The sequence below is a fragment of the Variovorax sp. UC74_104 genome (assembly GCF_044055375.1).
Classification (GTDB): domain Bacteria; phylum Pseudomonadota; class Gammaproteobacteria; order Burkholderiales; family Burkholderiaceae_C; genus Variovorax.
Genome location: NZ_CP171978.1, coordinates 5,117,782 through 5,139,747, shown reverse-complemented (window position 1 = coordinate 5,139,747; position 21,966 = coordinate 5,117,782). Strand labels below are relative to the sequence as shown.

The 21,966-nt window shown below is 69.6% G+C and carries 4 protein-coding genes; all 4 read left to right on the top strand.

What is annotated here, in order from left to right; all coding sequences use genetic code 11:
* Positions 1-7: 7 nt before the first annotated feature.
* The 4 genes from ACHMXA_RS24055 to ACHMXA_RS24040 are packed head-to-tail and all read left to right on the top strand — an operon-like array spanning position 8 to position 21,956.
* The gene (locus ACHMXA_RS24055; RefSeq protein WP_395316567.1) at positions 8-5,305 is read left to right on the top strand and encodes an amino acid adenylation domain-containing protein; all 5,298 of its coding nucleotides are present in this window, start codon (positions 8-10) and stop codon (positions 5,303-5,305) included.
* Positions 5,305-9,921 (top strand): SDR family NAD(P)-dependent oxidoreductase, encoded by a 4,617-nt coding sequence (locus ACHMXA_RS24050; RefSeq protein WP_395316566.1) that lies wholly within the window; start codon positions 5,305-5,307, stop codon positions 9,919-9,921. The genes ACHMXA_RS24055 and ACHMXA_RS24050 overlap by 1 nt, the downstream gene beginning before the upstream one ends.
* A gap of 9 nt (positions 9,922-9,930) precedes the next feature.
* Positions 9,931-18,966, top strand: coding sequence for an amino acid adenylation domain-containing protein (locus ACHMXA_RS24045; RefSeq protein ID WP_395316565.1), 9,036 nt, complete (start codon positions 9,931-9,933; stop codon positions 18,964-18,966).
* Positions 18,963-21,956, top strand: coding sequence for an amino acid adenylation domain-containing protein (locus ACHMXA_RS24040; RefSeq protein WP_395316564.1), 2,994 nt, complete (start codon positions 18,963-18,965; stop codon positions 21,954-21,956). The genes ACHMXA_RS24045 and ACHMXA_RS24040 overlap by 4 nt, the downstream gene beginning before the upstream one ends.
* Positions 21,957-21,966: the final 10 nt, after the last annotated feature.

Sequence of the window (21,966 nt, the reverse complement as noted above, 5' to 3'; positions counted from 1 at the left end):
GCTCGATATGAATCAATTGCTCGCGACGGAATCCGCCGGGCGGCAACCGCGCAACTTCGTGGCGCACCTGCGCGCACTCGCCGAACAGCGCGCGAACGACGTCTGGCTCACCGTGGTCGACGAGGTCGATGGCGTCTACAGCGAGCAGACTTTTACCTACGCCGTCTTCGAGTGCCGCGTGCGCGCGCTCGCGGCCCGCCTGCAGCAGCAGTTCTCCAAGGGCGAGCGCGCGCTCGTCATGCTCGACAACGGAGACCACTATGCCGTGAGCATGCTGGCCTGCTTCTATTGCGGCGTGATCGCCGTGCCCGTGTTCCCGCCCGAATCCACGCGGCCCCAGCACTTGGCCCGGCTCACGGGCGTGGCGGCCGATTCGCAGGCGCGCTGCGTGCTGACCTCGACCGCGTTCGGCAATGCGATGGCCGGGGCCGGCAGCCAGTTCGGTGACGTGACGGTCATTGCCGTGGATGCGGTGGATGCGGCGCTCGCCGATGCGTGGCAGCCCTTCGAGCCGGCGGACGAAGACGTCGCCTTCCTGCAATACACCTCGGGCTCTACCTCGGCGCCCAAGGGCGTCATCGTCACGCACGGCAACCTGATGGCCAACGAGCACGCCATCCAGGTCGGCATGGGCATCGGGCCCGACGACAAGTTCGTCTCGTGGGCGCCGCTGTACCACGACATGGGCCTCATCGGCGGCCTGATGCAGCCGCTGTACAGCGGCATCCCGCTGGTGCTGACCTCGCCGCGCTACTTTCTCGAGCGGCCCGTGCGTTGGCTCGAACTGATCTCGCGCCATCGCGCCACGCTCAGCGGCGGCCCCGACTTCTCGTTCCGCCTGTGCCTGGAGCGCGTGAAAGATGCGCAGATCGCGCAACTCGACCTCTCGAGCTGGCGCGTGGCCTACACGGGTGCCGAGCCGGTGCGCGCCGACACCGAACTCGACTTCATCGAACGCTTTGCCGCCGCCAGTTTCGATCCCGCAGCGGTCTACGCCTGCTATGGCCTTGCCGAAGCCACCCTCTTCGTGACGGGTGGCCGGCGCGGCGGCGGCATGGTCGCGCGCTGCTTCAGCGCCGAGGGCCTGGCCAGCGGGCAGGGCATGCCGAGCGAAGGCGGCACATTGCTGGTCGGCTGCGGCGCGGTGGCTGTTCATCACGACGTCGAGATCGTCGACCCCGCGACCTTGTCGGTGGTGGCGCCTGGCCGTATCGGCGAAATCTGGGTCCACGGACCCAGCGTCGGCGCGGGCTATTGGGGCAAGGAGCGCGAATCGCGCGAGACCTTCGTCGAGCGGGAAGGACGCCGCTGGCTGCGCACCGGTGATCTCGGCTTCGTCTGCGACGGCGAACTCTATGTGACGGGCCGCATCAAGGACCTGATCATCGTCCGCGGCCACAACATCTATCCGCAGGACATCGAGCGTGTCATCGAAGCCGAGGTCGATGCGGTGCGCAAGGGCCGCGTCGCGGTGTTCGCGGCCAGCGGGCCCGATGGCGAAGGCATCGGCGCAGCGGCCGAAGTGTCGCGCAGCATGCAGAAGCTGGTGCCCCCGCAGGTGCTGGTCGAAGCGCTCGGTGCCGCGGTCAGCGAAGTTTTCGGCGAGCCGCTGTCGGCCGTGCTGCTGCTCAACCCGGGCGGCATGCCCAAGACCACCAGCGGCAAGCTGCAGCGCAGTGCGTGCCGCGCAGGCTGGCTGGACCGCAGCGCCGACGCCTATGCCATCTACGAGCGCGGCGCCTTCGTCAAGGGCGGCCCGGCCGAGGCGAAAGCCGAAGGGAGCGCGCTCGACGATACCGAACGCGCGCTCGATGCCATCTGGCGCGAAGTGCTCAGGCCCGCCGACGCGAAGCCCTTTTCGCGCGATGCTCACTTCTTCACGCGCGGCGGCAGCTCGCTCACGGCCACGCAGGTGGCGGCACGCATATCGAGCCATTGGGACATCGACTACCCGGTGCGGCTGATGTTCGAACACCCGCGGCTGCACGAGAGCGCGGCTGCCATCCGGGAGCGGCTGGCGCAAGGTGCGCGCGCACGGCCCGCGCCCATCGCGGTGTTGCCGGCCGAGCGTCGGGTGCATGCGCTGCCGCTGTCGCATGCGCAGGAGCGCCAGTGGTTCCTCTGGCAACTCGACCCGGGCAGCGCGGCGTACCACATGAGCGGCGCGCTGCGCCTCACCGGGGCACTGCAGGCCGATGCGCTGCAGGCCGCGCTGAACGATCTCGTCGCGCGCCACGAATCGCTGCGCACCGTGTTCCGCGCTGGCAGCGACGGCGTTGCCGCGCAGTGGATCAATCCGACCAACACTCTGGCGCTGGAAGTGATCGACCTGCGAGCCGTGCCCGACGGCCAGCGCGACGAACAGCTGCAAAAGGAAACCCGCCGCATCAAGGCCGCGCCATTCGACCTCTCCCAGGGCGGGCTGCTGCGCACAGCACTGTGCCGCCTGGCGGACGACACGCATGTGCTCGTCGTGGTGATGCATCACATCGCGTCCGACGGCGCCTCGATGCAGGTGCTGATCGACGAACTTGCCGCCGGCTATGCCACGCGCCTGCAGGGGCGTGCGGCGGCGCTGCCTGTGCCGCGCGTGCAGTACGCCGACTTCGCCGCATGGCAGCGCGATTGGCTCGCCGCCGGCGAGGCGGAGCGCCAGCTTGGCTGGTGGCGGGTGCAACTCGGCGACGAGCACCCGGTGCTCGAACTGCGTACAGACCACCCGCGCAAGCCGCAAGCCAGCTACCGCGCGGCCCGCCATGCCTTCGAGTTGCCTGCGCCCTTGCTCGGCCGGTTGCGAGGCGTGGCCCAGGCCGAAGGCGGCACGCTGTTCATGGCGCTGCTCGCGGGCCTGCAGGTGCTGCTGCACCGCTACACCGGTCAGGAAGATATCCGTGTCGGCACCGCCGTTGCGAACCGCAACCGGGTCGAGTTCGAGAACGTCATCGGCCTCTTCGTCAACACGCTGGTGCTGCGCAGTTCGATCGAAGGCCGCACGCCGCTGTCGCGCGTGCTGGCGCAGGCCAGGGAAACCGTGCTTGGCGCGCAGGCCCACCAGGACCTGCCCTTCGAGCAACTGGTGCAGCGCCTGCAGCCCGAGCGCAGCATGAGCCACAGCCCCATGTTCCAGGTGATGTTCAATCACCTGTTCGAAGACCACCGGGCGCTCCAGCGCCTGGACGGCATCGAGGTGAGCGACCACGTGTTGCCCGATCTCCAGACCCAGTTCGACTGGGTGCTCGAAGCCCGCGAGCGGCCCGATGGTCGCCTGATGCTCGACGTGATCTACGCCGAAGACCTGTTCGATCGCGAGACCATCGCGCGCATGGCGCAGCACTACGTGGCGGTGCTGTCCACGCTCTGCGCAGACGCAAGCCTCGCGGTGGGAGACATCGACCTGCTGGACGCCACCGAGAAATCGCGGCTTGCGCAATGGAGCGTGAACGCGCGGCGCGAACCGCAGCCGCAGCCCGTGCACCAGCAGATCGCCCGGCACGCACGGCAGCAGCCCGAAGCCACCGCGCTGCTTTTCGCAGATGAGGCCTTGAGCTTCGCCGAACTCGACCGCCGCGCCAATCGGCTTGCGCACCGGCTGATCGCGCTGGGCGTCAGGCCCGACATGCCCGTGGGCATCGTCATGGAGCGTTCGATCGAGATGATGGTGGGCATCCTGGGAATCCTTAAGGCCGGTGGCGCCTATCTGCCGCTGGATCCCGACTACCCCGTGCAGCGCCTCGCCTACATGGTGGAAGACAGCGGCATCGAGCTGCTGCTCGTGCACCGTGCCACGCGCGGCCACATCGCCGGGCGCAGCGGCCAGGCGGTGCTCGACATCGACACCATCGACCTGTCGGGCGAACCCGTCACCGACCCGTGCGTCGCGCTGCATGGCGAGAACCTGGCCTACGTCATCTACACCTCCGGCTCCACCGGCAAGCCCAAGGGCGCCGCCGTGCGCCACGGCGCGCTGCACAGCTGCATGGCATGGATGCAGCAGACCTACCGCCTGACCCGTGCCGACACCGTGCTGCACAAGGCGCCGTTCGGCTTCGACGTGTCGGTGTGGGAAATGTTCTGGCCCATGACCGCGGGCGCGCGGCTGGTCGTCGCCAACCCTGGCGATCACCGCGATCCGGCTCGGTTGGTCGAGCTGATCCAGCGCCACCAGGTCACCACGCTCAACTTCGTGCCTTCGATGCTGCAGGCCTTCCTGGCGCACAAGGACATCGAGGCCAGCACGCGGCTCAAGCACATCATCGTGGGCGGCGAAGCCATGCCGGCCGAGACGCAGAGGGAAACGCTGCGGCGCCTGAGCGGCGCCACCTTGCAGAACCTGTACGGCCCGACCGAGACCACCATCCACGTCACCCGCTGGACCTGCCGCGACGACGGGCAAAGCCTGGTGCCCATCGGCCAGCCGATCAGTGATACCAGCGCTCGCGTGCTCGACGCCGAGCTCAACGAGGTGCCGCGCGGCGTGGCCGGTGAACTCTACCTCGGCGGCGTGAGCCTGGCGCGGGGCTACCTCAACAAGCCGGGCCTGAGTGCCGAGCGCTTCGTGGCCGACCCTTTCGGCAACGGCGACAGGCTCTACCGCACTGGCGACCTCGTGCGCTGGAACGCCGAAGGCCAGCTCGAGTACCTGGGCCGCATCGACCACCAGGTGAAGATTCGCGGCTTTCGTATCGAGCTCGGAGAGATCGAGGCGCAGATCCTTGCGCAGCCCGAGGTGCGCGAAGCCGTCGTCGTGGCACGCGAGGGTGTCGCCGGGGCCTCGCTGCTGGCGTACGTCAGTGCCCATGCCGGTCGGTCTGTCGATGGCGCCGCGCTGCGCGAACACCTGGCGCATGTGCTGCCCGATTACATGGTGCCGCGCGCCATCGTCACCTTGCCCGCGCTGCCACTGAACGCCAACGGCAAGGTCGACCGCAAGGCGTTGCCCGAGCCCGAGGGGCTGGGCCGTGCGACGGCCTACGAAGCGCCGCAAGGCCATGTGGCGCGCACGCTCGCGGCCATCTGGTCCGAGGTGCTGAAGGTCGAACGGGTCGGCCTGCACGACAACTTCTTCGACCTGGGCGGGCATTCGCTGCTGCTCATCCGCGCGCACCGGCTGCTGGAAGACCGGCTGCAGGCCACGTTCCCGCTGGTCAGCCTTTTCAAGTACCCCACCGTCGAATCGCTGGCCCGCTGGATCGAGCAGGGAGGCGCGCAGACCGCCGCCGCAGCTGCCGCGGGCGGTGACGAGCGCGCGCTGCGCCAACGCGCCGCGATGCTTCAACGCCGCAAAGCGGCAGAGAGAGTCAGCTGATGTCCATCCACAACGAACCTGCAGAGCCAACCGGTCTCGAGATCGCCATCGTCGGCATGGCCGGGCGCTTTCCCGGCGCCGATGACGTCGATGCGTTCTGGCGAAACATTCGCGACGGCGTGGAGTCGGTGTCGACATTCACCGACGACCAGTTGCGAGAGCGCGGCGTGCCGCAGTCGCAACTGGACGATCCCGACTACGTGAAGGCCGGCGTGCTGTTCGACGGCTTCGACCAGTTCGATGCCAGCTTCTTCGGCTACACGCCGCGCGAAGCCGAGAACCTCGACCCGCAGCAACGCATCTTCCTGGAATGCGCCTGGGCCTCGCTGGAGCATGCGGGCTGCGACCCCGAGCGCTGGCCCGGCAAGGTCGGCGTGTATGCGGGCGAAGGCACCAACGTCTACCTGATCCGCAACCTGCTGCCGTCTTTCGGCCTTGGCGCGCATACCGGCATCGCCGACCTGCTGGGCCTGATGAGTGGCAATGCCGCCGGCTCGCTGTGCACGCGCGTGGCCTACAAGCTCAACCTGCGCGGCCCGGCCGTCACCGTGCAGACCGCCTGCTCGACATCGCTCACGGCCGTGCACACCGCTTGCCAGGCCCTGCTGAGCCACGATTGCGACATGGCGCTGGCCGGCGGCGTGTGGCTCAACCTCCTGCAGGAAGGCGGCTACCGCTACCAGGCCGGTGCGATCCTTTCGCGCGACGGCCATTGCCGCGCCTTCGACGCCGATGCCGACGGCACCGTGATCGGCAGCGGAGCGGGCGTGGTCGTGCTCAAGCGTCTCGACGAGGCACTGCGCGACGGCGACACCATCCACGCCGTCATCAAGGGCAGCGCGGCCAACAACGACGGATCGGCCAAGGTGGGGTTCACCGCGCCCAGCATCGACGGGCAGGCCGAAGTGATCCGCGCCGCACAACTGATCGCGGGCGTCTCGGCCGACACCATCGGCTACGTCGAAGCGCATGGCACCGGCACCACGCTGGGCGACCCCATCGAGATCGCGGCGCTCACGCAGGCCTTCCGGGCCGACACCGAGCGGCGCGGCTTCTGTGCCGTGGGCTCGGTCAAGACCAACGTCGGCCACCTCGATGCAGCAGCGGGCGTCGCGGGCCTCATCAAGGCCGTGATGGCGCTCAAGCACCGCACGCTGCCGCCGAGCCTGCACTTCACCAAACCCAATCCGCAGATCGACTTTGCCGGCAGCCCGTTCTACGTGAATGCGCAGTGCCAGCCCTGGCCGGAAGGCAGCACGCCGCGCCGCGCGGGCGTGAGCTCGTTCGGCATCGGCGGGACCAACGTGCATGTGGTGCTCGAAGAGGCGCCGGTTCTACGTTCCTCCGGGCTGGTGCCCGTGCCCGGTTGGCAGGTCCTGCCGTTGTCCGCCCGGAACACGGCGGCGCTCGCTCAGTCCGCGCAGCGTCTTGCGGATCATCTGGACGCGAATCCCGAAGCGCCGTCGCTCACCGAGGTTGCTCACACGCTGCAGACCGGCCGGCGCGCACAGGAATTCCGCGGCGCGATCGTCGCGGACGGACTCGCCGCAGCGGTCCAGGCGCTGCGCGCCCCCGAGAGCGGCTTCGACGAGGCGACCCGCATTCCGGCCTCCGCGCCCGAGGTCGCGTTTCTCTTCCCGGGCGGTGGCACGCAGCACGCGAACATGGGGCTTGCGCTGTACCGCGACCATCCGGTTTTCCGCGAAGAAGTCGATCGCTGCTGCGATGCCTTGCGCGGCGCGATGGGCATGGACTTGCGGCAGCTGCTCTATCCGGCCGCCGGCACCGAAGCCGCGGCCGACGAGCAGCTGGCCCGCATCGAGTACACGCAGCCGGTGCTGTTCATCGTCGAGTACGCGATGGCGCGGCTCTGGATGTCGCGCGGCGTGCAGCCTGCCGTGATGCTGGGGCACAGCCTGGGCGAGTACGTGGCGGCCTGCCTGGCGGGCGTGTTCAGCCTGGAAGATGCATTGCGCATCGTGGCCACGCGAGGCCGCCTGATGCAGTCGATGGCGCCGGGCGCCATGACAGCCGTTGCGCTGTCGGAGGCCGAGCTCGCGCCGTACCTTGCCACCGGCTGCGACGTCGCTGCCATCAACGGCGAGCAGCTGTGCGTGCTCGCCGGACCGCTGGCCGCCATCGAGGCCGCCGAGCGCCGGATGTCGGCGCGCCAACTGCTGCCGCGCCGCCTGCTGGTGTCCATCGCTTCCCATTCGGCGATGACCGAATCCATCGTGGCCGAACTGCAGCAGGTGGTTGCCTCCGTGCCCCGGCACGCGCCGCGCATTCCCTTCATATCCAACGTCACCGGCAAGCCCATCACCGCGCAGCAGGCGGTCGATCCGGCCTACTGGGGCCGGCACCTGCGTGGCACTGTCCGCTTCGCGGACGGGCTGGCCGAACTGCTGCGCGTCGAAGGCCGGGTGCTCCTCGAAGTCGGCCCGGGCGAAACACTGGCCGGGCTTGCACGGCAGCATCCGCTGGCAGCGTCGGCCGCGGGCATCTGGTCGAGCCAGGCCCATCCGCAAAAACAGGCACACAACGAACGCCAGATGGCGAGCGTGATCGGCGCCCTCTGGTGTGCGGGCGTCCAGGTCGACTGGGTCGCGTGCCATCCCGGGCGGCAGAGCCGCCAGGTGCCGCTGCCGACCTATCCGTTCCAGCGCCAGTCGTACTGGACCGACGCACCGGAACCGGGCCGCGAGGCATCGGGTCCGTCCGCGCGCAAGGCGGCCGACGCGTTCCATGTGCCGACCTGGCAGCGCACCGAAGCTTCGGACACCTCGCCGAAAGTCGTACCCGTCAACGGGTGCACGCTGGTGTTCGCGGAAGCGGGCGGGCTGGGCGAACTGTTGATCCGGCAGTTGCAGGACGAATCGCCAGGCCATCCGGTCGTTCACGTGACGGCGGGCGCGGGCTATGCCGAAACGGGGGCGCGTCATTTCACGGTTCGCCCCGGCGAGCGCGCCGATCACGAACAGTTTCTGCGAAAAGTGCAGGCCGATTGCGGGCCCGTCGCCAGGGTCTGCCACATGTGGGGAATCGATGGTCCATCGGAGGTGCCGCCAACGCCGGAAGAAGTCCTGGAGCGGGGCTACTTCAGCCTGCTCGCGCTGGCCCAGGCCATCGACAGTACCTCCGCCGGATCTGACCGCAAGCTGTCCATCGACGTCATCGTGAACCAGATGGAAGACGTCTGCGGCCTCGAAGCGCTGTGCCCCGAGAAGGCGATGCTGTTCAGCCTGTGCAAGGTGATCGCGCAGGAATTCCCGCACATCGCCTGCCGGGTGACCGACATCGTGTTGCCCGTGCCGGGCAGCGCCGCAGAAGCCTGGCTGGCGCGGCAACTCGCTGGGCAGGCGCAGGCCGCCCACACCGAAATGCTGCAGGCCTATCGCGGCCCACACCGCTGGGTCAAGAGCTACGAGCCGCTGCCCGCTGCATCCGCGCCGCAGCAGCGGTTGCGCTCGACGGGTGTGTACCTGATCACCGGCGGCCTCGGCGGGGTCGGACTCGCCGTTGCTCGGCATCTGGCCAAGTCGTGGCAGGCAAGGCTGGTGTTGCTCGGCCGTACACCGCTTCCGGAGCGCAGCACATGGGAAGCCATCGCCGCGGCGGAAGACCAGCCCCGGGCCCTGCGGACCCGGCTCACGCAATTGCTCGAACTCGAAAGCCTGGGCGCCGAAGTGCTGGTTGTGGCTGCCGACGTGGCCGATGCGGCTTCGATTCGCTCAGCGGCCGAACAGGCCCGCGCGCGCTTCGGCATGGTGCAGGGCGTAGTGCACGCGGCAGGGCACGCCAACAGCGGAATGATCGCCACCCGCACGCGCGCCGAAGCCCAGGAGGTGTTCGCGCCCAAGCTGCAAGGCACGCGCTTCCTGCTCGAGGCATTGCGCGACGAGCCGCTCGACTTCGTGCTGCTGTGCTCGTCCATCTCCAGCATGGCGGGCGGCCTCGGCATGAGCGACTACGCCGCCGCGAACGCCTACCTCGATGCGCTGGCCGCACTGTGGCAGCGCAGCGCCAGGCACCCGGTCATCTCAGTCAACTGGGACGCGTGGCGCGATCTCGGCATGGCCGCCGGCCGTGTTCTGCCCGAAGGCATCGGCATGAGCGGCCCCGAAGGCGCGCGGGCGCTGGAGCGCATCGTCAATGGCCCGGCGTTCGCGCAGGTCGTCATCTCCACCACCGACCTGAACCAGCGGCTCGGCGAGCTCGACAACGGCATGCTCGACCTGCTGGAGACCGGCCCGGTCGCGAAGAAGAAGCGCCGCGATCATCCGCGCCCGGCGCTCGCCACGCCTTTCGTCGCACCCGAAGGCGAGCTCGAGAGCGGCCTGGCCGCCATCTGGCAGGACATGCTGGGCATTGCCAGCGTGGGGGCCGACGACAACCTGTTCGAGTTGGGGGGCGACTCGCTGCTCGCCATCCAGATCCTGGCGCGTACCCGCAAGACCTACGACGTTGAACTGCACCCGGCGGCCTTCTTCAAGGCACCCACCTTGCGCGACCTGGCCGTGCTGGTCGAGACGCGGCTGATCGAGGAGATCGAAGCCGCCGATCCGGTCGATGCACCGGCCGACGCCGCGTCCGACAGATCCCCCGCAACCGTCTGAAAAAGTTCCATGTCCGACATCCAAGACATCTCCACGCGCCGTGCCAACCTGACGGCGGAACAGCGCGCCAGGCTGGCGGAGCGACTGCGCGGCAGCACGGGAGGCGCAAGCCGCGGCGGGCATTCTTCGATTCCACGGCGCGCCGACCCTGGGCAGGCGGCGTTGTCCTATGCGCAACAACGGCAATGGTTTCTCTGGAAGCTGGACCCGGCCAGCACCGCGTACCACCTGAGCGGTGGCCTTGTGCTGGACGGCCAGCTCGACATCGCGGCGCTGCGCGACAGCGTGCAGGCACTGGTCGATCGCCACGAGTCGCTGCGCACCGTCTTTCGCGAAACGGGTGACGGCGACGTGACGCAGCTCATCCGGGAATCGGTTGCCGTTGCGCTGCCTTGCATCGACCTGGGCGCGCTCGCCGGGCCCGAGCGCGAAGGCGCGATCCAGCGCGAAGTGCAGAAAATCCGTACCGAGCCCTTCGACCTCACGCGCGATGCGCTGATGCGCACCGTGCTGCTGCGCACCGGGGCGGCCGCGCACCGGTTGCTGGTCGTGATGCATCACATCGTCTCGGACGGCTGGTCGGTCCAGCTGATCCTCGACGAACTGGCGGTGCAGTACGCGGCGCTGGTGCGAGGCCTGGCGCCCGTGCATGCCGAGTTGCCGATCCAGTACGCCGACTACGCCGTGTGGCAGAACCAGTGGCTCGAGGGCGGCGAGGGCGAGCGGCAACTGGCCTGGTGGTGCACCCACCTGGGCACCGGGCAACCGGTGATTGCGCTGCACACCGACCGTCCGCGCAAGGCCGACGGCCGCTACGGCGCCGCGCACCACGGCTTCGCGCTGCCGGGCGATACCGTCGAACGGCTGCGCAAGCAGGCACAAGGGCAGGGCGCAACGCTGTTCATGGCGCTGCTCGCCGGCTTCAACGCACTGCTGTTCCGCCACACGGCGCAGACCGACCTGCGCGTCGGCGTGCCCATTGCCAACCGCAACCGCGCCGAGACGGCGGGTGTCGTGGGCTTCTTCGTCAACACGCAGGTGCTGCGCGCGCAGGTCGATGCACGCATGCCGCTGGCCGACCTGCTGGCGCAGACCCGCGATGCCGCCATCGGCGCGCAGGCGCACCAGGACCTGCCCTTCGAGCAACTGGTCGGTGCGCTGCGTCCCGAACGCAGCCTGAGCACCAATCCGTTGTTCCAGGTGATGTTCAACCACCTGCGCCGCGACCACCGGTCGCTGGGCGAATGGCCGGGCGTCGCCGTGCGGCGCCTGGACTTCGAGGAGGACGCCGCGCAGTTCGAGCTGACCCTGCAGACGCTCGAACTCGAAGACGGCACGGTCGACGCGACGATCCACTATGCGTCGGAGCTGTTCGACCTGCAGACCATCGAGCGCATGGCGGCCCACTACCTGGCGGTGCTGCAGGCCCTGGCGAAAACGCCGCGGCAGAGCGTGGGCGAGGTGGCACTGCTCGGCACGGCGGAGCGCGCGCAGCTTGCCGCATGGCGCGAGAACGCGGACCGCCACGAAGGCGCGCAGCCCGTGCACCGCCTGATCGAGTGCCAGGTGCGCCGGGCCCCCGAGGCCCCCGCGCTGGTCTTCGGCGACGAGGTGCTGTGCTACGGCGAACTCAACGCAAGAGCGAACCGGCTAGCCCATCAGTTGATGGCCCTGGGCGTGAAGCCCGAGAGCCGCGTGGGCATTGCGGTGGAGCGCTCCATCGAGATGGTCGTCGGCATCCTGGCCATCCTGAAAGCCGGCGGTGCCTATGTGCCGCTCGACCCGGAATACCCCGCCGACCGCCTGGCCTACATGGTCCAGGACAGCGGCATCGAACTGCTGCTGACGCAGCGCCGCATCCAGCCGCTGGTTCCCGTCGATCCGGCCCTGCGGGTGCTGGCACTGGACAGCCTGGACACCACCGGCCGGCCCGAAGCCGACCCGCAGGTCGTGCTCGATGGCGAGAACCTCGCCTACGTCATCTACACCTCCGGCTCCACCGGCAAGCCCAAGGGCGCCGCCAACCGGCACATTGCGCTGCACAACCGCCTGGCCTGGATGCAGCAGGCCTACGCGCTCGATGCCGGCGACACGGTGCTGCAGAAGACCCCGTTCGGCTTCGACGTGTCGGTGTGGGAATTTCTATGGCCCCTGATGACCGGGGCACGCCTGGTAGTGGCGCCCCCGGGCGATCACCGCGAGCCGGAGCGCCTGCGCGCGCTCATCGGCCGGCACCGCGTCACGACCCTGCATTTCGTGCCGTCGATGCTGCAGGCTTTCCTGGCGCATGAAGGCATCGAGGACTGCACCAGCCTGCGGCGCATCGTGTGCAGCGGCGAAGCCCTGTCGGCCGAGGCCCGGAACGAGGTTTTCAAGCGGCTGCCGAAGGCGGTGCTCTACAACCTCTATGGCCCGACCGAAGCGGCCATCGACGTGACGCACTGGACCTGCCGCGACGACGGCCGCAGCCAGGTGCCCATCGGAAGGCCCATCAGCAGCACCCGCACGCATGTGCTGGATGCGCAGCTCGACGAGGTGCCCATCGGCGTGGCGGGCGAGCTGTACCTGGGCGGGGTGAACCTGGCGCGCGGCTACCTGAACAGGCCCGGCCTGACCGCCGAGCGCTTCGTGGCGGCCGCCGATGGAAGCCGCCTGTACCGCACCGGCGACCTGGTGCGATGGAACGCCGAGGGCCAGCTGGAGTACCTGGGCCGCCTCGATCACCAGGTGAAGGTACGGGGCTTTCGCATCGAGCTCGGGGAGATCGAGGCACAGCTGCTGGCGCAGCCCGAAGTGCGCGAAGCCGTGGTGGTGGCACGGGAAGCCGCGAGCGGCGCCCGCCTGGTGGGCTACGTGTCCGCGCATGCGGGCCAGGCCATCGACACGGCGGTGTTGCGGGAGCGCCTTGCGGCGGCGCTGCCCGACTACATGGTTCCCTCGGTGCTCGCGGTGCTGGACGGCCTGCCGCTGAACGCGAACGGCAAGGTCGACCGCAAGGCGCTGCCTGCGGCGGAGTTCGCGAGCGAGCGGGTCTACGAGGCTCCCCAAGGCGAAATCGAGGAAGCGCTGGCGGCCATCTGGTCCGAAGTGCTCGGCGTGGACCGGGTCGGCCGCAACGACAACTTCTTCGAATTGGGCGGCCATTCGCTGCTTGCGCTGCGCCTGCTGGAGCGTGCGCGCAGCCGGGGCTGGCCGGGGCAGGTGCGCACGCTGTTCCAGCATCCGCAACTTGCCGCATTCGCCCAGGTGCTGGCGCGGGAGCAGGGGCAGCGCGAGGTGGTGGTGCCGCCGAACCTCATTCCGCCGGGTTGCGATGCCATCCATCCCGCGATGCTGACGCTGGTCGATCTCGATGATGCGCAGGTCCGGCGCATCGAGGCCGGCGTGCCGGGCGGCGCCGCGAACATCCAGGACATCTACCCGCTGGCGCCGCTGCAGGAAGGCATGCTGTTCCATCACATGCTGCAGGCGGAAGGCGATGCGTATGTCATTTCGCACCTGCTGAGCTTCGACAGACGCGAGCGGCTGGAGCAGTTCGTCGACTGTTTCAACCAGGTGATCGCGCGGCACGACATCCTGCGCACCGCCGTGCTGTGGGAAGGCCTGCAGGCCGCGGTGCAGGTGGTGCACCGGCATGCGGAAATCCGCCTGCAATGGCCAGACATGGGGGCCGACCCGCTGCCGGTGGCGGATTGGCTCCATGCCTGCGTCAACTCCGGCCGCTACCGCATCGACGTGCGGCAGGCCCCGATGATCCACGCCCTGGCCGCGCACGATCCCGCGCGGCAGCGCTGGCTGCTGATGCTGCCCAGCCATCACATGGTGCTGGACCACACCACGCTGGAACTGCTGGTCGAGGAGATCGTGCTCATCCAGCAAGGCCGCCGGCATGCGCTGCCCGAGCCCGTGCCGTTTCGCCGCTACGTGGCGCAGGCACGCCTGGGCGTGAGCCAGGCCGAGCACGAAGCATTCTTCGGCGAGATGCTTGGCGACGTGGACGAACCCACGGCCCCCTTCAACCTGCTGGACGTGCAGGGCGACGGCACCCGCGTCAAGGAAGCCCACCTGCCGCTGGACGCAGCGTTGGCGGCGCAGATCCGCAGCCAGGCGCAGCGCCACGGCGTGAGTGCCGCCACCTTGTTCCACCTGGCCTGGGCACTGGTGCTGGGCAAGGCGGCGGCCAAGGACGACGTGGTGTTCGGCACGGTGCTGTTCGGTCGCATGCAGGGCGGCGAGGGTGCCGAGCGGGCAATGGGCCTGTTCATCAACACCCTGCCGTTGCGGGTAAAGCTGGGCGCGCGCGGCGTGGCGCAGAGCCTGAAGCAGACGCACGCGGCGTTGACGCAACTGCTGCGCCACGAGCACGCGAGCCTGTCGCTGGCGCAGCGCTGCAGCGCGTTGCCCGGCGGCACGCCGCTGTTCTCGGCGATGCTGAACTACCGCTACACGCCGAAGGCCGAGGCAGTCAGCACCCGCACCCCCCCGGCCTGGGAAGGCATGGAAGTGCTCCAGGGCGAGGAGCGCACCAACTACCCCGTCGCGCTGTCGGTGGACGACGAGGGCGAAGGCTTTGCATTGGTGGCGCAGGTGCATGACGCGGTCGACGTGGCCCGCGTATGCGGCTACATGCATGCGGCGCTGCGGGGCATCGTCGATGCGTTGGTCGACCACCCCGGCCGGCCGGTCTGCGAGCTCGAGCTGACGTCCGAGGCGGAGCAGCGCGAAACGGCCGCCTGGGGCGTGAACGCGCAACGCTACCCCGACGCGCTGCCCGTGCACCGCCTGTTCGAACAGCATGCGGCACAACGGCCGCAAGCGCCTGCGCTGGTGTTCGGCGACCAGACCCTGGGCTACGGCGAAATCAACGCACGGGCGAACCGCCTTGCGCACCGCCTGCTGGCCCTCGGCGTCGGGCCCGAATCGAAAGTGGGCATTGCGGTGTCGCGCTCCATCGACATGATGGTGGGTATCCTGGCAATCCTGAAGGCAGGCGGCGCCTACGTGCCGCTGGACCCGGAGTACCCGGCGGACCGGCTGGCCTACATGGTCGAAGACAGCGCCATCGGGCTGCTGCTCACGCAGTCGCACCTGGCGCGGCGCCTTTCCTTCAGCCGGTCGCTGGAAACGCTCGCGCTCGACACCCTCGACCTGGGCGCGCTGCCGGCGCACGACCCGCAGGTCGCGCTCCATGGCGACAGCCTGGCCTACCTGATCTACACCTCAGGCTCCACCGGCAAACCCAAGGGCGTGGGCATTGCGCACCGGGCGCTGGTGCAGCACGCGCAGGAGTCGGTCCGGTTCTTCGGCCTGACGCCGGCGGACCGCATGCTGCAGTTCTCGACGCTGAACTTCGACGGCTTCGTCGAGCAGGCATTTCCGCCGCTGATCGCGGGTGCGGCCATCGTGCTGCGCGGGCCGGTGCTGTGGGACAGCGACACCTTCTACCGCGAACTGATCGAGCGGCAGGTCAGCGTGGCCGACCTCACCACCGCCTACTGGCTGCTGCTGGCGCAGGACTTTGCCCGGCACGGGCCCCGTTCCTACGGCGCGTTGCGCCAGGTTCATGCGGGCGGCGAAGCCATGCCGCCCGAAGGCCTCAATGCCTGGCGCAAGGCCGGGTTGGCGGGGGTCACGCTGCTCAATACCTACGGGCCGACCGAAGCCACCGTCACCGCGACGGTGCTGGACTGCGCGCCCTACCTGGAAGCGGGCCGCGAACTGCCGCAGCGCATGCCGATCGGCGTGCCCCTGGCCGGCCGCGCGTTGCGCGTGATGGGCTCCGATTTCAACCCCGTGCCGCAAGGCGCGGCAGGAGAGCTGTGCATTGGCGGCGAGCTGCTGGCGCGCGGCTACCTGGGGCGCCCGGGGCTGAGTGCCGAACGCTTCGTTGCCGATCCGTTCGACGACCGCGGCGGGCGGCTCTATCGCACGGGCGATCTCGTGCGATGGAACGCACAGGGCCAGCTGGAGTACCTAGGTCGCATCGACCACCAGGTGAAGATCCGCGGCTTCCGCGTAGAGCTGGGCGAGATCGAGGCCGCGCTGCTGGCCCAACCCGAAGTGCGCGAAGCCGTAGTGGTGGCGAACGAAGGCCCCCTGGGTGCGCGCCTGGTCGGCTATGTGTCGGGCGACGCTGGCATCGACACGGCGCTGCTCAGGCAAAGGCTCGGTGTCTTGCTGCCCGACTACATGGTGCCTTCGGTGCTGGTGGCGCTCGATGCCCTGCCGCAGAACGCGAACGGCAAGCTGGACCGCAGGGCGCTGCCGGCGCCGGAGTTCGCGAACGACAAGACCTATGAGGCGCCGGTGGGCGAGGTCGAGGCGCAGCTCGCCGCCGTCTGGGCCGACGTGCTCGGCGTGGCGCGCGTGGGCCGCAACGACAACTTCTTCGAGCTCGGTGGCCATTCATTGATGGCCGTGCAGCTCATCTCGCGCCTGCGCGCGGCGGGTGGGCTGCAGCTTCCGCTGCGCGAAGTGTTCGGGCACGCCGTGCTGCGCGACATGGCGACAAGGCTGCAGCCCGCCGGTGCGGATGCCGGCGCGCCGGCGCTGGCCCCTGCGCCGCCGCTGGAGCCCGTGGCACGCACCGCGCAGATGAGCTTGTCTCCTGCGCAGCATCGCCTGTGGCTGGTCGACCGGCTGTCGAATGCCGGCGCGCGTGCCGCCTACAACATGTCGACGGCGCTGCGCTTCGAAGGCCCGCTCGATGCGGTGGTGCTGCAGCGCTCGCTCCAGGCCATGGTGTCGCGGCACGAGGTGCTGCGCACGGCCTATCCGGAAAACGAACTCGGCGAGCCCATTGCGACCATCGCTCCTGGCGCCGTGTTCGACCTGCCCCTGACGGACCTGTCGGCGGTGCCGCCGCAAGAGCAGGCACCGTGCGTCGATGCCGCACTGGAGGCAATGGCGGCGCAGCCTTTCGACCTGGCCGCGGCAGCGCCGTTGCGCGGCGCGTTGCTGGTCTTCGGGCCGGCACGCCATGTCCTGCTGCTGTGCGTGCACCACATCGCATTCGACGGATGGTCCGAAGCCATCTTCGCGAGCGAATTCCTGGCCACCTACGAGGCCCTGGGCGCCAACCAGCCGCCGGCACTGGCGCTGGAACCATTGCGCGTGCAGTACGCCGACTACGCGGTCTGGCATGCGCGAACGCTGGAGGCCACGCGCACGCAAGACGCCGCGTTCTGGCAGCGCTATCTCGCGGAGGCGCCGCAGCGCTCGCGCTTCCCCGTGTCCGTCGAGCGGCCGGCGCCCGCCGCCCATGCTTCTTCTCATGCCGGCAGCAGCCTGCGCGTGCCCATCGAACGGGCGCAGGCCGAGGCGGTGTCTTCGCTGGCCCGGGCCCACAAGACCTCGCGCTTCACCGTGCTGCTCGCGGCCTTCCTGTTGCTGCTGCACCGCGAGACCTCGGCGGATGACCTGGTCGTCGGCACCGACGTGGCGGGGCGCGACCACCCCGAGCTCGAAAAGCTGATGGGCTTCTTCGTCAACGTGGTGCCGCTGCGCTCGCGCCGCGGCGCCGCATCGGGCGTGGGGGAATGGCTGGCGCAGGTGCACGAAAGCACGCAATCGGCTTTTGCGCACGGCAGCGTTCCCTTCGACCGCATCCTCGATTTCGCGGGGGTGCCGCGCGCGCAGGGCGGACCGGTGCGGATGCTGTTCGTCATGCAGAACACGCCGCCCAGCCATTTCGAGCTTCCCGGCTTGCGCATCGAAGTCGTTCCGCAGCGCACCCTGCATTCCAAGTTCGACCTGGCTGTCTTCGTGCACGAAGGCCCGCAGGCGTGGAGCGCCGAATGGGTCTACGACACCGGCCTCTACGCGGGCGAAGCCATCGAACGCTGGGCCGCCGACTGGTGCGCGCTGCTGCGGCAACTGGTCACCTCGCCCGATGCAAGGGTCGAGCAACTGTTATCAACACCTGTTCGCAAGGAATCTCCAATGAATCCGATGCCGTCGCCCTCGTCGGGCAAGCTGGACAAGCTCAAGAAGTTCGCCGCCGCCGCCGCCAAGCCGGTCGCGGTCGCGCCTGTGGCCGCCGCCACGCAACGCCCGCAGGTCAAGACATCGTTTCTTTCCGAAGACCGCGAGTTCCCGCTCGTCATCGAGCCCGCAAGCGGCGGCTTCGACGCAGTGGCCTGGGTGCGCGAGCACCGCGGCTTCGTCGACGATGCGCTGGCCCGTCATGGCGGTCTGCTGTTCCGCAACTTCGGCCTGGCGACCCCGCAGGACTTCGAGGCCTTTGCCGAGAACGTCGAGCCCGAGCTGTACGGTAGCTATGGCGACCTGCCGAAGAAGGAAGGCGGGCGCCGCACCTACCGCTCCACGCCGTACCCCGAGCGGCAGATGATCCTGTACCACAACGAGAGCTCGCACATGGAGCGCTGGCCGCGCAAGCAGTGGTTCTACTGCGAGCTGCCCTCGCGCGTGGGCGGTGCGACGCCCATCGTCGATTGCCGCGAGATGTTGCGCCGCCTGCCGGTCGACATCGTCGAGGCCTTCGAGCGCAAGGCGCTGATCTACGTTCGCACCTTCACGCCGCACCTGGACGTGAGCTGGCGCGACTTCTTCAAGACCGACCAGCGCGCCGAGGTCGAGGCGCGGCTGGCCGCCGGCGGCATCGAATGGCGCTGGCTCGACGCGGACACGCTGCAGACCCGCACCCATTGCCCCGCGGTCATGACGCATCCGTTGACCGGCGAGCGCGTGTTCTTCAACCAGGTGCAGCTGCATCACCCTGCCTGCCTGGAGCCCGACGTGCGCGAGGACCTTCTGGCGCTGGTCGGCGCCGACCGAATGCCGCGCCATGTCTGCTACGGCGACGGTTCGCCGATCGACGACGAGACCATGGCCATCGTCGGCCGCACCTACGAAGAATGCGCCGTGCGCTTCGACTGGCGCAAGGGCGACGTGGTGATGCTCGACAACATGCTCGCGGCACATGCGCGCGATCCATACGAAGGGCCCCGGAAGATCGTCGTGGCCATGGGCGCGATGTTCGAGCGCTCGACACTGCGCGCGGCCGAAATGGCGGTGAGCGAATGACGATGCCGCCACTGTTCGAGAACTTCAATGCGGCCCTGCCGCTCAGCCCCGAGCAGCGTGCCGTGCAGGCCATGCTCGGCGGCGCCGCGCTGCAGCCGTTGGTGATGTCGGTGGAAATCGGCGGCGCGATCGATGCGGCGCAACTGCGCGCTGACGTGGCTGGCGTGCTGCAGGCGTCGCTGGTGCCGCAGGGCGGCGTGGTGCTGTCTGAGCTCGCGGCAATCGATGCGTCGCACCACCGGTTGACGCTGGCGGCCCATCCGCTCGCGGCCGACGGCGGCAGCCTGCAAACACTGTTCGCACGCATCGCCGATGCCCTTGCCGGCACCTCCGCCGAAGCCACCGAGCCTTTCGCGTACGCGCAGTTCGCGGCGTGGCGGGAGGCGTTGGCGCAGGACGACGAGGAAGAGGACGCGGTGCAAGGGCGGGCCTACTGGGCCGGCCACATGCCGGCCACCGAAACGCCGGCACCGCCGCGCCTGGCCAGCCGGCAGGCAGAGACAGAGGCAAGGAGCCCGGAGCGCGCGGCACGCCATGTGGTGGCGCGCCCGCTCGCTCCCGAGCTGCTGGCGCGCATCGACGCGCTGGCCCGGGCGCACGGCACCGAGGCCCCGGTGCTGCTGCAGGCCGCCTGGTGGGCACTGCTTGCGCGGCTGACGGGCTTCGCTCCGTTCGTCGGCGGCTTGCAGCACGACTGCCGGCGCGACTACGAAGTGATGCAGGGCGCCATCGGCGTCTACGAGAAGGTGCTGCCGGTGCGCGTGGCCGCCACCGCGGATGTGCCGTTTTCGGATTGGCTTGCGCGCTTCGGCGCACAGGTCGGCGCGCACATCGGGGCGCAGGAGTACTGGGGGCTCGATGCGGCGCCCGACGCGGCGCATCTCGCCGTCGGATTCGCGCTGTACGCACCGGCCGGTGCGGGCACGGCGTGGCGTGTGACGCAGCGTCCGGGCCCGTTGCCCTGCTTCGAGCTGGCGCTGGAAGTCGAATGGGCGGCGCAGGGCGTCACGCTTTCACTGCATGCCGATGCAAGCCGCTACGGGCAAGCCGCGCTGGCGCTGCTGCTGCGGCAGTTGTCCTGCCTGCTGCAAGGCGTGGTCGATGCTTGCGCAACGCCGCTGCAAGACCTGCCGCTGATCGACGCCGCGCAGCGCCAGGCGCTGCTCTCGCTGGAAGGTGAATCGCTGGACGTGGGCACGCAAGGCATTGCCGGTCGCATCGCGCATTGGGCGCAAGTAACGCCCGAAGCACCGGCCATCGAAGACGGCGACCAGTGCCTGAGCTATGCCGCGCTCCACGTGCGCATCAACCGCATGGCGCGCTGGATGCAGACGCAGGGCGTGGTTCGCGGGTCGCTCGTGGCCCTCGTGCTGCCGCGTTCGCTGGACCTGCTGGTCGCGATGCTCGCGGCCTGGCGCGCGGGTGCGGGCTACCTGCCGCTGGAGCCCGAATGGCCCGCGGCGCGCCGTGCCGCGGTGCTGGCCGATGCGCAGCCCGCCTTGCTGCTGCAGGCCGAGCCGCTGGTGCCCGACGCCGCCGCTTCCGGCTGGCGCGTGGCGGTGGCCGCCGATGTCGACCTGGCCGGCTTCGACGTCACCGCCCCCGGTGTCCAGGCCGGCCCGCAAGACCTGGCTTACGTGCTCTACACCTCCGGCTCCACCGGGCGCCCCAAGGGCGTGGTGATCGGGCAGGCGCAACTGCTCAACTACGTGGCCGCCGTTTCCGCCGCGATGCAGCTCGAACGCTACCGGCGCTGGGCGCTGACGAGCACGGTGGCGGCCGACCTGGGCAACACGGCACTCTTCGGCGCCTTCTTCAACGGCGCCTGCCTGGTGGTTGCCGGCGCGCAGGCCACGAACGATGCGGCAGCCTTTACCCGCTTCATGGCCGGGCGGCGCATCGACGCGCTGAAGATCGTGCCTTCGCACCTCGAGGCGCTGCTCGAAGCCGAGGCGCCGGTGTTGCCGGGGCTGCTCGTGCTGGGCGGCGAGGCGGCATCGCGTTCGCTGCTGGAGCGCATCGCGCGGCTGGCACCCGATTGCACGGTCTACAACCACTATGGCCCGACCGAAACCACGGTCGGCGTGATGGTGCACCGGCTCGAAGCCGGTGCCGCATTTCCCGGGCAGTTGCCGTTGTCGCGGGTGCTGGCCAACAACCGGGTGCGCGTGCTCGATGCGGCGCTGCGGCTCGCGCCCACCGGCGCGCTGGGCGAGCTGTACGTCGGCGGTGCACAACTGTGCCGCGGCTACCTGGGCGGCGTGTCGCCCGATGCCTTCGTCGACGACCCCTTCCTTCCGGGCGAGCGCCTCTATCGCACGGGCGACCTGGCGTGCGTGCTGCCCGATGGCGCGATCCGCATCGCGGGCCGTGCGGACCACCAATTGAAGGTGCGCGGCTTCCGGGTCGAACCCGGCGAGATCGAGGCCGTGCTGCTGGCGCAGGACGGCGTGCGGCAGGCCGTGGTGCTGCCCGTGGCCATTCCGGCCGGCGGCGTGGAACTGGTCGCCCATGTGGTCGGCGAAACCGGCGGCCTGCGCGAGCGGCTGGCCGCGCTGCTGCCGGCCCACATGGTGCCGGTGCGCTGCATTGGCGTGTCGGCGTTCCCGCGGCTGGCGAACGGCAAGATCGACCGGTTGGCGCTGGCGTCTGCTTCCCCCGTGGCCGCATACGACGAACCCGAAGCCGCCCAGCCGCCGCGCGATGCGCTGGAGCACCTGCTGGCCGCCGGCATGGCCGAGCTGCTCGGCCGCGCGTCGATCGGCGTCGATGACGATTTCTTCGAACTCGGCGCGCACTCGCTGCTGGTCATCAAGCTGGCCGCGCGCATCCGCCGGCTGCTGCGGGTCGACATTGCGCCGGGGCTGGTGTTCGACCACCCGAGCGTCTCGGCGCTGGCACCCGCCGTGCGCGCCGCGAGCACCGACCTTGCGCAGACGGAGCAGCTGGCCGACGCCTGGCGCCTCGACGCCGAAGCCACACTTTCTTGAACGGAACCGC